Source organism: Saccharococcus sp. Marseille-Q5394, assembly GCF_946901335.1.
GTDB lineage: Bacteria > Bacillota > Bacilli > Bacillales_A > Planococcaceae > Sporosarcina > Sporosarcina luteola_C.
Map to the genome: position 1 here is coordinate 959,140 of NZ_CAMPPQ010000002.1, position 14,886 is coordinate 974,025.

The following is a 14,886-nucleotide window of genomic DNA, read 5'->3' on the forward strand; positions in this document are numbered from 1 at the left end:
ATAATAGATAAATCTTTATCAACTCACGCTAAAGACTATTTAGTTTAGAACGCTTACAATTAGAGGTGGAGCTAAAAAGTCAGTCGTTTATGAAAAACGATTCATTGCATACTATCCGTATGATTACAAACAATAATTGCGTTCTACAATAGTAATAAGCATACATAACGCGGAAAAGGGTGGTGAAATAGATGAACGATATGAAAGACATTATACAAAAGCTTGATCTGGCGGAAGAAACAGCCGGCAGACTTAATTGGCTCGGTGACTTCGGCAAAGATTCCGAAGGCGGTGTTTCTCGTTTACTCTATACAAAAGAGTGGGTTGAAGGTCAACACGCTTTGAAAGACTGGATGGAAAACGAAGGACTTGAAGCTCGCTTTGATGAAATCGGAAATCTGTACGGTACATTAAAAGGGAAGAACGCAAACGAAACGGTTTTGACAGGCTCCCATGTAGATACAGTGACAAACGGTGGACGCTATGATGGTGCATATGGCATCATCGCCGGTATCATTGCGTTGAAATACTTGAAAAAGCATTTCGGCCAACCGGTCAGAAACATTGAAGTCGTTTCAATGGCTGAAGAGGAAGGAAGCCGTTTCCCTTACTCTTTCTGGGGATCCAAAAACATTGTCGGTTTAGCCAAACGAGAAGACGTTGAAACAATTACGGATTTCGATGGCGTCCCATTTGTTGAAGCAATGAAGAATGCAGGTTTCGACTTTAAAGAAGAATCGAAAGGTCCGCGGAAGGATCTGACAGCATTCGTGGAAGTTCACGTAGAACAAGGCAGCGTTTTGGAAACCGAGAAAACGGCTATTGGTGTAGTGAATAACATTGTTGGACAAAGACGGTATACGGTTGAGATAACGGGTGAAGCTAATCATGCCGGAACAACGCCGATGGGGTATCGGAAAGATGCCATGTTTGCGGCTAGCCATATGATTCATGAAATCATTTCAATGGCTAGAAATATCGGAGACCCATTGGTGACGACTGTTGGAAAGATTGAAGCTTATCCGAACATCGTAAACGTCGTTCCAGGAAAAACAATTTTCACGATCGATGTTCGTCATACTGAAAAAGAAGCGATCGTTTCATTTACAGAACAAATGACGGCTAGGATGCAAGAAATCTCCAAAGAGCATGGAGTTGAAATGGACATTGATCTTTGGATGGATGAAAATCCAGTTCCAATGGATCAAAAAGTTGTTGAGCTCATTGAGAAACAATGTAAAGAAAATGGCCTTAATTATAAGGTGATGCACAGTGGTGCGGGTCACGATTCCCAAATCTTTGCTCCTGTTGTTCCGACAGCTATGCTGTTTGTTCCGAGTCTGAAAGGAATCAGCCATAACCCGGCTGAATATACAGAGCCCGCTGATTTGGCGGAAGGTGTAAAAGCACTGATCGGTGCTCTATATGAGTTAGGCTATAAAGAATAATTTTGTAAATCGGGGTGTACGCCCGGAAATATAAACTATCAGAGGAGAATGTAACGATGGGTTATCCACAAGATATACTTTCAAGCAGGTCAATTATTAAACCAGGACAATATGCGCTAATCGCTCCAGAAGGATTAGTGAATAACGTCATCCCTGGATTTGAAAATTGCAGAATCTCCATTTTAGCTTCACCGAAACTGGGTGCAGGCTTTGTCGACTACATGGTCACAATGCATGAAGGCGGCAAGAACAGCGAAGGCTTCTGTGGTGAAGAAGACGTACAGAGCTTTGTTTATGTTATTAGCGGAAAAGTGAAAGCGAAAGCTGACGATCAAGAGTTCATTCTTGAAGAAAGCGGCTACCTATATTGCCCACCAGGCGTAAAAATGTATTTGGAAAACATGGAGTCCGGCGATTCCCGTTTATTCCTATACAAACAAAAACACATTCCATTAAAAGATGGACGTAAGCCATGGGTTGTTTCCGGGCATGCGAATGCTATCGAGTACATGAACTATGACGATATGCACAACGTTCACCTGAAAGATCTATTGCCGTTGGATCTTGAATTCGATATGAACTTCCATATCCTTTCATTCGATCCTGCAGCAAGCCATCCGTTCGTAGAAACTCATTATCAAGGACATGGCGCGTACCTGCTATCAGGTGAAGGCATGTACAACTTGGATAATGAATGGATTCCAGTTAAAAAAGGCGATTACATTTTCATGGCACCATATGTGCACCAAGCAGCTTATGCAGTCGGCAGAGAGCCTTTGACATATGTCTATTCCAAAGATTGTAATCGGGATGCATCACTATAATAATCCCAGTAAAGAGGTGTCAAGATGAGAGTAAGTAGAGATGACTTGAAAAGTCTAATCAAAACAAAGCTTGAAAAGGCTGGCCTAATAGAGGAACATGCTGATGTCGCGGCAGACGTGCTAACGTTTGCCGACGAGAGAGGCATTCACTCCCATGGCGCAATGCGCGTGGAGTATTATGCTGAACGAATTGCCAAGGGTGGAATGAATACAAACCCGGACTTTAAATTTGAAAAAACAGGCCCGGCAACAGGTATATTCCACGGCGATGGCGGAAACGGCCATACAGCAGCGAAATTAGCTATGGATGAAGCAATCAAAATGGCGAAGGAAAGCGGAGTTGCCATTATCGGAGTAAGAGATATCTCTCATAGCGGAGCAATATCCTACTTCACAAACCAAGCAGCAGATGCTGACTTGATCGGCTTCTCCGTTTGTCAATCAGATCCAATGGTTGTTCCGTTCGGCGGCGCCGAGCCTTACTACGGTACAAACCCGATTGCCTTCGCTGCGCCAAGCAGTAACGGAAAGATGATTACATTGGATATGGCGACAACTGTTCAGGCGTGGGGGAAAATTCTTCATGCTCGTTCCAAGAACGAATCAATCCCTGACACGTGGGCGGTTGACAGCAATGGGGAGCCAACTACAGATCCAATGAACGTTAATGCTTTACTGCCAATCGCAGGTCCAAAAGGTTATGGCCTTGCAATGATGGTGGATGTTCTCTCGGGCATCCTTCTCGGACTTCCGTTCGGCAATAAAGTTTCGTCAATGTACGAAGACTTGGCGGAATACCGGAAATTGGGACAACTTCATATTGTCATCAATCCAGCATTCTTTACAGGTTTGACATCTTTCAAAGATGACATTACCCAAACGATGGACGATCTGAATGGGATCAAACCGGCACCAGGCTTTTCGAAAGTCCTTTACCCGGGTCAAAACAATGATGTAGTCATTGAAGATTATAAGGAAAATGGAATTGAGATTGTCGATGACATTTATGAGTATCTAAAATCGGATGTCATCCATAATAACCAATATGACCATAAGAACCCATTCGCTGAATGATATCCATTCTTTAAATAGAGAGCATCGGTGTAAAACTTAATAGGGGTGAGCGGAATGAGAGTAAGTAGTGAGCAGTTGAACGAGTTGATTACAACGAAGTTGCATAAAGCAGGATTGACTGAGGATCATGCGCGTGGTGTTGCTGACGTGCTCGTTCACGCAGATGCCAGGGGAGTCCACTCCCATGGAGCTATGCGTGTAGAGTATTACGCAGAGCGAATTGCTAAAGGTGGCCTGAATGCAAATCCTGATTTCAAATTTGAAAAGACGGGTCCTGTTACAGCCATTTTTGATGGTGATAACGGTGTAGGGCATGTCGCTGCTAAATTGGCAATGGACGAAGCAATTCAAATGGCAAAAGAAAACGGAGTTGCTGTTGTCGGCGTGAGAAGAATCGGTCATAGCGGCGCACTTTCCTATTTTGTTCAACAAGCTGCAAATGAGAATTTGATTGGCATTTCAGTTTGTCAATCAGATCCGATGGTCGTTCCTTTTGGCGGAGCAGAGCCTTATTACGGAACAAACCCAATCGCTTTTGCTGCACCAGGCAAAGACGGTAAGGATATTACATTTGATATGGCTACAACCGTTCAAGCTTGGGGGAAAATTCTCCATGCACGTTCAAAAAACGAATCCATTCCTGATACATGGGCAGTTGATAGTGAAGGACACCCGACTACTGATCCATTTAAAGTGAATGCATTGGTACCGATAGCGGGACCAAAAGGATACGGACTCATGATGATGGTGGACGTCTTATCCGGAATTCTGCTTGGACTTCCTTTTGGAAACAAAGTGTCCTCCATGTACCATGATCTCACCGAATATCGAAATCTTGGACAGCTACACATTGTCATCAATCCGGAATACTTTACAGGATTAGGCGCGTTCCAAGAAAGCATTGCGACAACGATGCAAGATCTCAATAACATTAAGCCTGCTCCTGGTTTCGATCATGTTTCCTACCCTGGACAAAGAAGTGCCGAAAGGGAGAAGCAGTACGAGGAAAATGGCATTGAAATTGTAGATCACATTTATGAATATTTAACTTCAGATGTTGTTCACAACAATGCATTTGATAATAAAAGCCCTTTTGCTGAGTAAGACTTTTTAAGGATAAAGGGTGGTCAACTAAGTGGCCACCCCCTTTTCTGTGCGGATTTTACAAAAAAATAATTTAAGAGGTGCGTGAAAACATGCTTTATACGATCGTAAAACAGAATTCATACCAGGATTCAGTTAACCTAATGCTTCTAACGAACAAGATTTCAACAATGGAAGGCATTACTAAAGTTCAAATTATGATGGGAACACCTGCTAACAAGGATATCCTCAAAGCTGCTGATCTTTACACAGAAGAACTAGATAATGCCGCTTCAAATGATATGTGTATCGTTGTAGATACGGAACAGGAAGAGAAAATTGAAGAAGTACTCGAGGAAATCGATAACTATCTAAGCAACCAAGCAATTAGCGCTGGTAAAGAAGCTTTTGAAACGGTTAACTCTTGGGACAAAGCTGTAAATGCACTTCCTGATGCAAATATTGCTGTTATCTCTACACCAGGCCAATACGCTGCTGAAGAAGCGGAAAAAGCGCTTGACAGAGATATGCACGTCATGATTTTCAGTGATAACGTAACGATTGAAGATGAGCGTCGCATCAAAGAAAAGGCGCATGAAAAAGGTCTTCTCGTAATGGGTCCTGACGCTGGTACAGTTATCGTTTCCGGTGTTCCTCTTGCATTCGCAAACGTAGTGAAAACAGGGAAAATCGGTGTCATCGGAGCTTCCGGAACAGGAATCCAAGAAGTTACGACTGAAATTGATCGTCTAGGCGCTGGTGTAAGCCATGCAATTGGTACTGGCGGCCGTGACCTTGCTGACAAGATCGGTGCAATCACGATGCTTGATGGCCTGAAAGCATTGGCGCAGCACAACCAAACAGAAGTGATCACACTTATCTCTAAGCCACCTGCAAAAGAAGTCCGTGACGAAGTTGTCCAATTGTTGCACAGCATTTCAAAACCGGTTGTTGCAATCTTCCTTGGAGAAGAGCCGCATAACCATGAAGGAAATGTCTACTATGCAAACACACTAGAAGAGACAGCTGCACTTGCTGTAGATCTAGTAAAAGGCAACGAAATCAAATCAAATTACAACACGCTACATTCAGATGTACCTGCGGTTGAATTGAAGCCAGAACAAAAAACAATCAAAGGTCTATATTCAGGCGGTACGCTTGGATATGAAGCAGCTACGTTGATCAGCAGAGGCTTAAACCTTGGAGAAACTGACCATGACCAAGCTGGCTACCTTCTAAATGCAGACGGTTTTGAAGTAATTGACCTTGGGGATGATATTTACACACAAGGTAAACCACACCCAATGATCGATCCGGATACAAGAATCCAGTTCTTCCAAAAAGCTGCTCAAGACGAATCAACAGCAGTTATCTTATTTGACCTTGTTCTTGGATATGGTGCACACGAAGATATGGCTGGTGCATTGCTTCCAGGCATCGAAAAAATCCAACAAGAAACAAAAGCAAAAGGCAAAAACATTTACTTCGTAGCAACTGTTTGTGGTACGGACCAAGACCCACAAGGCATTGATGAGCAAAAAGCAAAATTAGCAGAAGCTGGCGTTATCATCCGTGATAGCAACAACCAAGCTACTCTTACTGCTTTAGCAATGCTTGGCATTGAAGTAGAAGTTGGAACAAAAGAAGTAGTTCCTGCGACTGTAGAAGCTGCAAACGTAGACTTCACGGTTTCAGAAGCAATCGAGAAGCTATTGAATGAAAAACCAAGCGTTGTTAACGTTGGTTTGAAGAGCTTCACTAATTCAATTACTGCAAACGGTGGCAGAGTCGTTCAATATGACTGGCGTCCAGTTGCTGGCGGAAACCCAAGATTGCGCAAAATCTTGAGCCTACTTAAATAATAAACAAAAGCGTTAGGAAATATTGATTTTTCAGGAGGAAACCAAATGTACGGACAATTTAAAACGATTGATGAAGCAAACCGAGCGGTTATCGATAAAGTTGTATCAGGGACACCATTTCTATTGGATGTAGTTCCAGCGAAATCTGTTATTGACGAACTAAACGGGAAAGTATTACTTCATGCCGGCCCACCAATTAAATGGGAAAACATGACTAGCCCGATGCAAGGATCTTGTATTGGTGCAACATTATTTGAAGGTTGGGCAACGAATGCTGACGATGCACGTGCAATGCTTGAAAACGGAGAAATCGAATTCATTCCATGTCACCACGTAAATGCAGTTGGCCCAATGGGCGGTATCACATCTGGAAGTATGCCTGTTCTTGTCGTCGAAAATCAGGACGGCGGAAACCGTGCTTACTGCACAATGAACGAAGGAATCGGTGCAGTACTTCGTTTCGGCGCGTACTCAGAAGAAGTTATCAACCGTCTAAATTGGTTTAGAGATGTTCTTGGTCCAACTCTATCCAAAGCTCTTCATATTAAAGGTGACGGCCTAAACGTCAACGTAATGATGGCAAGAGCGATTACAATGGGTGACGAGTTCCACCAACGTAATATTGCTGGTTCACTAATTTTCTTGAAAGACATCGTTCCATTCATTCTACAAACTGATGTCGATGAAAAAGACAAACAAGATGTCATTCAATTCCTAGCTGACACAGATCAGTACTTCTTGAACATTGCAATGGCTTCAACAAAAGCGGTTATGGACTCAGCTAGACAAATCCAACATGGTACAGTTGTAACTGCAATGTGCCGTAACGGATATGAGTTCGGAATTCGTATCGCTGGTATGGGTGACGAATGGTTCACAGCACCAGTAAATACACCACAAGGTCTATTCTTCACAGGATACGACCAAGACATGGCTTGTAAAGACATGGGTGACAGTGCAATCACTGAAACATTCGGCGTAGGCGGAATGGCAATGATTGCGGCTCCTGGTGTTACACGTTTCGTTGGTGCCGGCGGTATGGACGATGCAGTTGGAACAAGTAACGATATGATGGATATTTGTATCGATCACAACCCTAACTTCTCAATTCCAACATGGGACTTTAAAGGTGCACCACTTGGAATCGATGCAAGAAAAGTTGTTGCAACAGGAGTCGAGCCGGTTATCAACACAGGTATCGCTCATAAAGAAGCTGGTGTAGGTCAAATCGGTGCGGGTACTGTTCGTGCTCCATTGGCTGCATTTGAAAAAGCAATCGATGCATATGCAGTGAAACTTGGTTTAATCGAAGCAGAATAATGGATTTTTTGGAGAGGAATTGTTAAAAGCTAGTTCCTCTCCTCTCCTCTTTTCTGTAAAATAAAGAATGCTTCCAATGGAAGTGAAAGTCATACTCGCGTGAGTAAAGGAGAGTTATCAATGAGTAAAAGAGTTGTATTAGCTATCGGTGGAAATGCCATCATTAAAGAAGGACAAAAAGGTACGCTTGAAGAGCAAATCCAGAACATTGGTGAAAGTAGTGGTCCAGTCCTTGATTTGATCGAGCAAGGTAACACAGTTGTAATCACTCACGGAAATGGTCCGCAAGTGGGGAATACGCTAATTAAAAACCAAATGGCAGAATCTGTTGTTCCAGCTTATCCACTAGATGTATTGGACGCTGAAACACAAGGTAATCTTGGTTATTTGATCCAGCAAGAATTCAAGAACAAAATGGTTGAACGTGGCATTAACAGACCGATTGCAACAGTTGTTACACAATCCGTTGTTTCTAAAGAGGATCCAGCTTTCGCTAATCCGACGAAACCAATTGGTCCATTCTACACACAAGAAGAATTAGACAAAATCCTTGAGACAGAGAAGATTTCTTACATCGAGGATAGCGGTCGCGGATATAGACGCGTTGTCGCTTCTCCAAAACCAGTTAGAATCGTTGAGAAAGAAGCGATCGAAGCACTTCTTGACAAAGAAATCACTGTTATTACAGCTGGCGGCGGCGGAATCCCTGTCACTGAAGAAAACGGTATCCTAAAAGGTACAGATGCAGTTATCGATAAAGACTTCGCAAGTGCATTACTTGCAGCGGAAGTAAAAGCAGACTACCTATTCATCCTAACAGGTGTTGAACAAGTGGCGATCCACTTCGGAACTCCACAACAACAAAACCTGCTTGAAATGACAGTTGAAGAAGCACTTCGTTATATGGAAGAAGGCCACTTCCCGAAAGGAAGCATGGGTCCGAAAATTGAAGCTGCGATTATGTTCCTAGAAAAAGGCGGCAAAAACGTTGTCATCACTTCCATTGACAAGCTTAAAGATGCACTTGAAGGCAAAACAGGCACGCGTGTAACACTATAAAATAACCAGAAGGCAGCTCTAGTAGCTGTCTTTTGTCTATATTGGTATATATCACAGATGAATTGAACATGAACAGAGGAGGTATTTCGATGTCTGGTAATAATATTGATGATTATCTTCAGCAAGGGATTTATGGCCCGAGAGTAACGAAACCAGACGAACGTCGGAAATTTCTTGGGACAATCCGTGAGCGAATTGTCATTGCACTTACAAAAGAGCAAGTGAGGGAAAGAGGAGTATATAAACAAGTCGAAGAGGCCCTAAAAGAAAATAGAGAGGCCCGTCTATACTTGAATGGCAATATACACTATCGCGTGCTGTCAAAATACACGAAGATTGCTTCCAAATATGATGTCTCTTACAGATATGTTACAAATCAAGAACATGAAACTGAAATCGGTCTAATCCTCGCATATGACCATGCCATCAATAAAGAGGAGATCTTTGTAACAAGAGAAATTTCCACTACTGAGCCCCAAAAGAGCACTAAGAAAAGCCCTCTCTCCCTCATCGCCAAGCTATTTAAGCCGAACAATCGGTAAGCTAATTGTGTCGGTGCCTGTGCAAGGTTCATTTATGACAATTCAACTATTTGTATAAAAACTCATAAAGAAGCTGACTGATCATTGAATCTGTTGGTTTCTTTATTTTTTTTACTCAATTGTAGTGAATAGGCAGAATAGTTTGCTGCACAGGCACCCCAAATTTGGGTAGGTATAATATTCTCGATGATAGACAAATTAATAAGGAGTGGATTATAAGCTAGATGATTTTCGAGAAGAGGTAAAATTGATGAAAAAAAGTGCTAAGGGTATAGGCCTAGGGGCTACTTCCGCGATAGCGTGGGGAGTAGACACTGTAATAATTGGTATAATTATCGCGAGTACGCCTTTTAAAGAGTTCGTCATGCTAGCCCCAATAATTGCTGCTTTCATGCATGACTTTTTTTCTGCAATTTGGATTTCGTTGCTGATGATTGTTAAAGGGGAATTTATCAATGTCTTAAAGCTTTATAAAACGAAGAGTGGCGCTATTTTAGTGATGGGTGCATTGGCAGGCGGACCGTTGGCTATGAGTTTTTATTTTCTCGGGATTCAATACGCCGGAGTAACGTACGCAGCAAGCATTGCATCAATATTTCCTGGCATAGGAGCAGTGCTTGCTTTCTTTTTTTTGAAGGAGAAAATGAACGGAAGAACATGGTCCGGTGTTGTATTGAGCATTATTGGCGTCATTATATTGGCATATGTTCCAACGAAGTTCGATACTGAGAGCACCTTTTTCATCGGGATATTGTTTTCATTAGGAGCGGCCATCTTTTGGGGGCTTGAAGGCGTGATCGGTGCTTGGGGAATGAGAGGAAAAGAGGTCGTGCCGCTGTATGCGATTAATATTCGGCAAATCACTTCAGCCCTCAGTTATGGAGTTATCCTCGTTCCATTGATGGGTGGCTATCCTCTAGTATTTGAAGCGGCAACATCAAGCATCGTATGGGTCATCGTCATCGCCGGACTTTTAGGAACTCTTAACTATTCCTTATACTACTCATCAATTGATTTAATCGGAGCTGCAAGAGGACAATCACTGAACAATACGTATGTGTTTTGGGCAATCCTAACCGAGATTGTGTTTATCGGGACGGCGGTAAATTTACAATTTATCATTGGCGCGATCATCGTGATAGTAGGATCCATCCTTGTATCAGGAAGCGTTAAGCGAAGCTAGGGGCACGTGACGTAGTAGTTGCCTGTGTAGTGCATAATCAGTATAGTTTGCCGCACAGGCATCACTGCTAAGTGTGTACGGCTTATCGGGTATGCTCTAAGATTTGTTGCAAATACTGTTCTAATCGATTCGCAAAACCTTTGGAACCTAAATCACTCAGGATTTGAATGGATTGTCGTATTTTGTTTGTTCCGCTCTCTATATTTCCTGTTTTTAAATCATAAGCGCCACGTAAATGAAGTAAATTCACCCGCTCGAATAAATGATTCTCTGGCAGGGCAAGTTGCTCTAAATAGGAGAAGAACTCATTTATTTCAGCTTGAAATATTATTGGTTTATCAAAATCATTCACGGGTCCCAATAAATACGTGATGGTATTCATAATAATTGTTATGATGACGTCATTCACCTTTTTATACTGATGGTATCGATTGCTTTTTTCATATGCAGTTTTGGAAAGCTGTGCAACCATTTCAGGCGTAAGAAATAGCATCGTTGCATTATAAAGCATGAATTCATAATATCCCCATACTTCGACGCGAAATAAATAATTGGACAATAGCCGAATGTCTTCCTCGCTCGCTTCCTTATCTATAGCATTCTGATCAACAATATTTTCAAACACTTCAACCATCAACTTATTGTACTGGTATGTGGGAATTTTGTACTTCTCCCATTTTCTCATTTCCTCATTCTTTAAGTTTTTCAACTGTACGGAATTACTTTCGTAATAAGCAGTGTTTACATCTTTAAAGAATTGCTCAAGTTTATCGGGATTGTACTCATTGTGAATGTATAAAAACTCATCAAGACCGATTATTAGTTTTTTTGTAATCTCAGTTAATAATCCGAGACTAATGTCAGAATCGCCACGTTCAAATTTTGATAAAAATGAAATTGAACATATCCCTTCGGCTAGTTCCTTCATCCTTAACCCCTTTTGTTCACGAATTTGCCGAAGCGTTTCCCCATATGCTTTCATTCAAATCCCCCTCCTACGATTCGATTCCACTATATGAAAACTATTCCGTGTTCATTTAAATCTTACTATAAAATGAATGTAGATAGTTCGTTTTTAAAAAGGGGGATGACAAATGGTTGAGTATATGAATTATGTTGTCAAAAATGGAATGATTATTGATGTGGAGAATGGTAGGTCATTTTTAGGTTCGATTGAAATTAAGGAAACTAAAATACGAAAGGTTTACCAATCTAATGATCCATTGCCGGAAGGGGTTTCTGTCATTGATGCGCAGGGGAAATATATTATCCCTGGCTTGTTGGATATGCATTGTCATATCCAAGAAAGATTTGCACCTCATTTTTTGGCATCTGGGGTTACGACGGTGCGGAATACAGCGGGGAATGTATACATGCTTGAAAACTTGATACATGCACCCATCGATGCACCATCACCTACTGTATATGCCGCGGATCGAATGATTGACGGTACTCCGGGGCTTTGGGGGCCAACTAGCTTTGGAAACTTCGTTACTGATGATCCTGTCGAAGCTAGAAAAGAAGTAAGACGACAAGTTGGCGCTGGAGCGAAATTTATAAAAGTCTATGGCTGGGCAAACAGGGAAGTGATGCACGCAGCAGTTGACGAGGCAAAGAAGTTTGAGGTGGAAGTTAGCTGTGATCTTATCCATTCAAAGGACTTGAATGCCTTAGATGCCGCGCAAATTGGTGTCACTTGGTTTGAACATGCATCTGGATTTGCACAAGCGATTTATCCAGGATGGTATCCATCAGCCGACCAAACGGAGTGGAGTCACATTAACTGGGATACACCTGATGAGAATAAGATACAAGAGCTTTGTCAACAAATGATTCACTATAATGTAAAGCTCTGCCCAACTCTCGTTGTTACTGATCAAGTGGAGCAGTCCCCAGACTATTGGTATCCAAAAAACAATATAACAAAGTCGCTCGAAAAGAATAATATACTCATTGAGCACTGGCGCAATATGTCTGAGCAAATAGATCTATTAAATGAACAAGTTGGCAAGCTCAACAAGTTTACAAAAAAGATAGCGAAAACCTACTTTGATCTGGGAGGGACTGTCGTTACAGGTACGGATACCCCGGCATTAATTTGGACCATTCCGGGTATGGCGTTGCATAGAGAACTGGAATTATTCGTCGAAATTGGATTGACTGAGATGGAAGCTTTGCAAGCGGCGACAATAAAAGCGGCAAGATCAATTAACTTAGGTGCGGTCGGGGCAATAAAAGAAGGAAATATTGCTGACATTATCATTCTAAATAACAATCCGTTAGAGGATATTAAACATACAAAGGATATTCATCGAGTCATTAAGGGAGGTAAAGTTTTTAGTCTAGAGGAAATCCTTACTCATGTGCCTAGTGAAGATTATATGGAACAACAATTTAGTGAATTCCAAAGGAAATGGGAAACAGATGAATACTTGTAAATAACGAAGCAACGATTACCACTGGAGGGAAAAGCCATGAACGTCATAGTGGAATGGATATACAAATCGCCTAAAGGGATGGAGACCATTTTCCGTTCCGAGGAGATGGATGCAGCACAGGCTGTTCGCATTGCGGAAGATTTGGAGAGGACGGGGCGCGCAAAAAGCATAAAGTTCATCGACCGTTTCGACAGTTCGTGGACGGTTAAGGAAATGAAGGGCTATTTGAAAGGGATTGAAACGGAACCGCATAATATTACGGTTTATTTTGATGGGGGATTCGACCTGACGACGAAGGCTGCTGGTTTAGGCTGTGTCATTTACTACGATCAGAACGGGACGTCTTATCGTCTAAGAAGAAACATAGCTGTAACAGAGCTGATCTCGAATAACGAAGCCGAATATGCAGCACTTCATTTTTGCTTGCAAGAGTTGGAGCTGTTGAACGTTCATGACCTTTCCGTACGGTTCATCGGGGATTCCCGGGTCGTCATCAATCATCTGAGCGAGGAATGGCCAGTCATTGAAAACAATCTATACAGTTGGGGAGATCGAATTGAAGCGAAAATGAAAGAGCTTGGAATTCGACCGGAATATGAGTTGATATCGCGAAAAAAGAATGCCGAGGCAGACCGGCTAGCGACACAAGCAATGAATGGTATTGAAGTTTCGGCAACAATCGAAAGAGCGAAGGAATAAAAAAAGTTCCCGGTATGGGAACAAAAGCATTTCATAATAACCTATGTTAACTGCATTTTTTGCAATTCTTGCATTGGGATTTGTCTGCACCACATTTTTTACATTTTGCCACTCGATCACTCCTTTGCAAGCATATGTTCAAATTTATTCAGTTGCCTCCGGAGTTATGCCAGGAATGGCTCACTTTTTGAATTGAATGGCGAATGCCTTGGAACAGCTGTTACTTCAATGTTGGTATACAATAGGGCAAAAGCTACTGAGTAAATTAGGAGGCAATAAAAATGGAAATCGGTATTACAACATTCGTGGAAACGACGCCTGATGTAGAAACGGGTAAAGTTGTTAGTCATGCGGAACGCATCCGTGAAGTCGTGGAAGAAATCGTGTTGGCGGATAAAGTCGGGTTGGATGTATTCGGGGTAGGGGAGCATCATCGTGAAGATTTCGCCTGCTCATCGCCTGCTGTTCTGCTTGCAGCAGCGGCCGCACGGACAAGCCGAATTAAATTGACGAGTGCAGTCTCTGTTTTGTCCTCTGACGACCCTGTAAGGCTCTACCAACAGTTTGCAACGGTTGATGCGATATCAAATGGCCGTGCTGAAATAATGGCGGGCCGGGGATCCTTCATCGAATCGTTTCCTCTCTTTGGCTACGATCTTCAGGATTATAATGAATTGTTTGATGAGAAACTGGAATTACTATTGAAAATTAACGACTCCGAAAAGGTTACATGGAATGGGAAACATCGTTCTTCCATTCCGAATCTAGGTGTGTATCCACGACCTGAACAAAATCGTTTGCCAATTTGGATTGCGAGCGGAGGAACCCCGCAGTCAGCTGTACGTGCTGGCGTTCTTGGCCTGCCTCTTGTACTCGCGATTATTGGCGGCAGTCCGTTGCAGTTTGCGCCGATTGTGGAGTTATATAAACGAGCTGCTGAGAGGGCGGGACATGACGTATCGAAGCTAAAGATTGCATCCCATTCCCATGGGTTTGTAGGAGAGACAACAGCCGAAGCAAAGGATAAATTCTTCCCGCCAACGGCTCAAGTAATGAATGTCTTAGGAAAAGAGCGAGGGTGGGGGCCGTACACGCGTGAAACCTTCGAAGCAGCGAGCAGTTTGGAAGGGGCCATGTATGTAGGAGACGCTGCAACAGTCGCAGAGAAGATCATCTACCTCCGTAAAAATGTCGGAGTTGAACGTTTCATGCTCCACGTTCCTGTCGGTTCCATGCCGCATGAAGACGTTATGAGGGCGATTGAGCTGCTAGGAACGGAAGTGGCTCCCATTGTCAGAGCTGAAATTAAACGATGGGAAAAAGAAAACAAAAAATAACAGATATAGCTATAAAG

13 protein-coding genes are annotated in these 14,886 nt (G+C 42.5%); 12 read left to right on the forward strand and 1 reads right to left on the reverse strand.

Going from position 1 to position 14,886, the window contains the following annotated elements:
- The first annotated feature begins 191 nt into the window (after nucleotides 1-191).
- From allC to OC538_RS15415, 9 genes are all read left to right on the forward strand, one after another.
- Nucleotides 192-1,448 (forward strand): allantoate deiminase, encoded by a 1,257-nt coding sequence (allC, locus tag OC538_RS15375; protein WP_262177101.1) that lies wholly within the window; start codon nucleotides 192-194, stop codon nucleotides 1,446-1,448.
- Between the two features lie 56 nt (nucleotides 1,449-1,504).
- Nucleotides 1,505-2,272 carry a (S)-ureidoglycine aminohydrolase gene (gene allE / locus OC538_RS15380; protein ID WP_251696539.1) on the forward strand — a complete coding sequence of 256 codons (768 nt, stop codon included), beginning with the start codon at nucleotides 1,505-1,507 and terminating at the stop codon, nucleotides 2,270-2,272.
- Between the two features lie 24 nt (nucleotides 2,273-2,296).
- Nucleotides 2,297-3,346 (forward strand): ureidoglycolate dehydrogenase, encoded by a 1,050-nt coding sequence (allD, locus tag OC538_RS15385; protein WP_251696537.1) that lies wholly within the window; start codon nucleotides 2,297-2,299, stop codon nucleotides 3,344-3,346.
- A 54-nt stretch (nucleotides 3,347-3,400) separates the two neighbouring features.
- Nucleotides 3,401-4,450 (forward strand): ureidoglycolate dehydrogenase, encoded by a 1,050-nt coding sequence (allD, locus tag OC538_RS15390; protein WP_251696535.1) that lies wholly within the window; start codon nucleotides 3,401-3,403, stop codon nucleotides 4,448-4,450.
- Nucleotides 4,451-4,542: 92 nt separating this feature from the next.
- Nucleotides 4,543-6,291, forward strand: a complete 1,749-nt coding sequence (gene fdrA / locus OC538_RS15395) for an acyl-CoA synthetase FdrA (RefSeq protein WP_251696533.1) — start codon at nucleotides 4,543-4,545, stop codon at nucleotides 6,289-6,291.
- A gap of 45 nt (nucleotides 6,292-6,336) precedes the next feature.
- A complete protein-coding gene (locus OC538_RS15400) occupies nucleotides 6,337-7,611 on the forward strand; it encodes a DUF1116 domain-containing protein (RefSeq protein ID WP_251696531.1) in 1,275 nt (424 codons plus the stop codon).
- A 120-nt stretch (nucleotides 7,612-7,731) separates the two neighbouring features.
- A complete protein-coding gene (gene arcC, locus OC538_RS15405; protein ID WP_251696529.1) occupies nucleotides 7,732-8,670 on the forward strand; it encodes a carbamate kinase in 939 nt (312 codons plus the stop codon).
- Nucleotides 8,671-8,759: 89 nt separating this feature from the next.
- The gene (locus tag OC538_RS15410; protein WP_251696527.1) at nucleotides 8,760-9,212 is read left to right on the forward strand and encodes a YueI family protein; all 453 of its coding nucleotides are present in this window, start codon (nucleotides 8,760-8,762) and stop codon (nucleotides 9,210-9,212) included.
- Nucleotides 9,213-9,462: 250 nt separating this feature from the next.
- Entirely contained in the window at nucleotides 9,463-10,395 is a 933-nt protein-coding gene (locus OC538_RS15415) for a DMT family transporter (protein WP_262177110.1), read from the forward strand.
- 82 nt (nucleotides 10,396-10,477) lie between these two features.
- On the opposite strand, the gene OC538_RS15420 is transcribed toward OC538_RS15415, so the two are convergent.
- Nucleotides 10,478-11,377 (reverse strand): helix-turn-helix domain-containing protein, encoded by a 900-nt coding sequence (locus OC538_RS15420; RefSeq protein WP_262177113.1) that lies wholly within the window; start codon nucleotides 11,375-11,377, stop codon nucleotides 10,478-10,480.
- Nucleotides 11,378-11,489: 112 nt separating this feature from the next.
- Here OC538_RS15420 and OC538_RS15425 point away from each other — a divergent pair, with 112 nt between their 5' ends.
- The 3 genes from OC538_RS15425 (at nucleotide 11,490) to OC538_RS15435 (ending at nucleotide 14,869) form a co-directional block, all read left to right on the forward strand.
- Complete coding sequence (locus OC538_RS15425; protein ID WP_262177116.1) at nucleotides 11,490-12,833, forward strand: amidohydrolase family protein; 1,344 nt, start codon at nucleotides 11,490-11,492, stop codon at nucleotides 12,831-12,833.
- A 36-nt stretch (nucleotides 12,834-12,869) separates the two neighbouring features.
- A complete protein-coding gene (locus OC538_RS15430; protein WP_262177119.1) occupies nucleotides 12,870-13,532 on the forward strand; it encodes a reverse transcriptase-like protein in 663 nt (220 codons plus the stop codon).
- A gap of 281 nt (nucleotides 13,533-13,813) precedes the next feature.
- Nucleotides 13,814-14,869 (forward strand): LLM class flavin-dependent oxidoreductase, encoded by a 1,056-nt coding sequence (locus OC538_RS15435; RefSeq protein ID WP_262177122.1) that lies wholly within the window; start codon nucleotides 13,814-13,816, stop codon nucleotides 14,867-14,869.
- The last annotated feature ends 17 nt before the right edge of the window (nucleotides 14,870-14,886 follow it).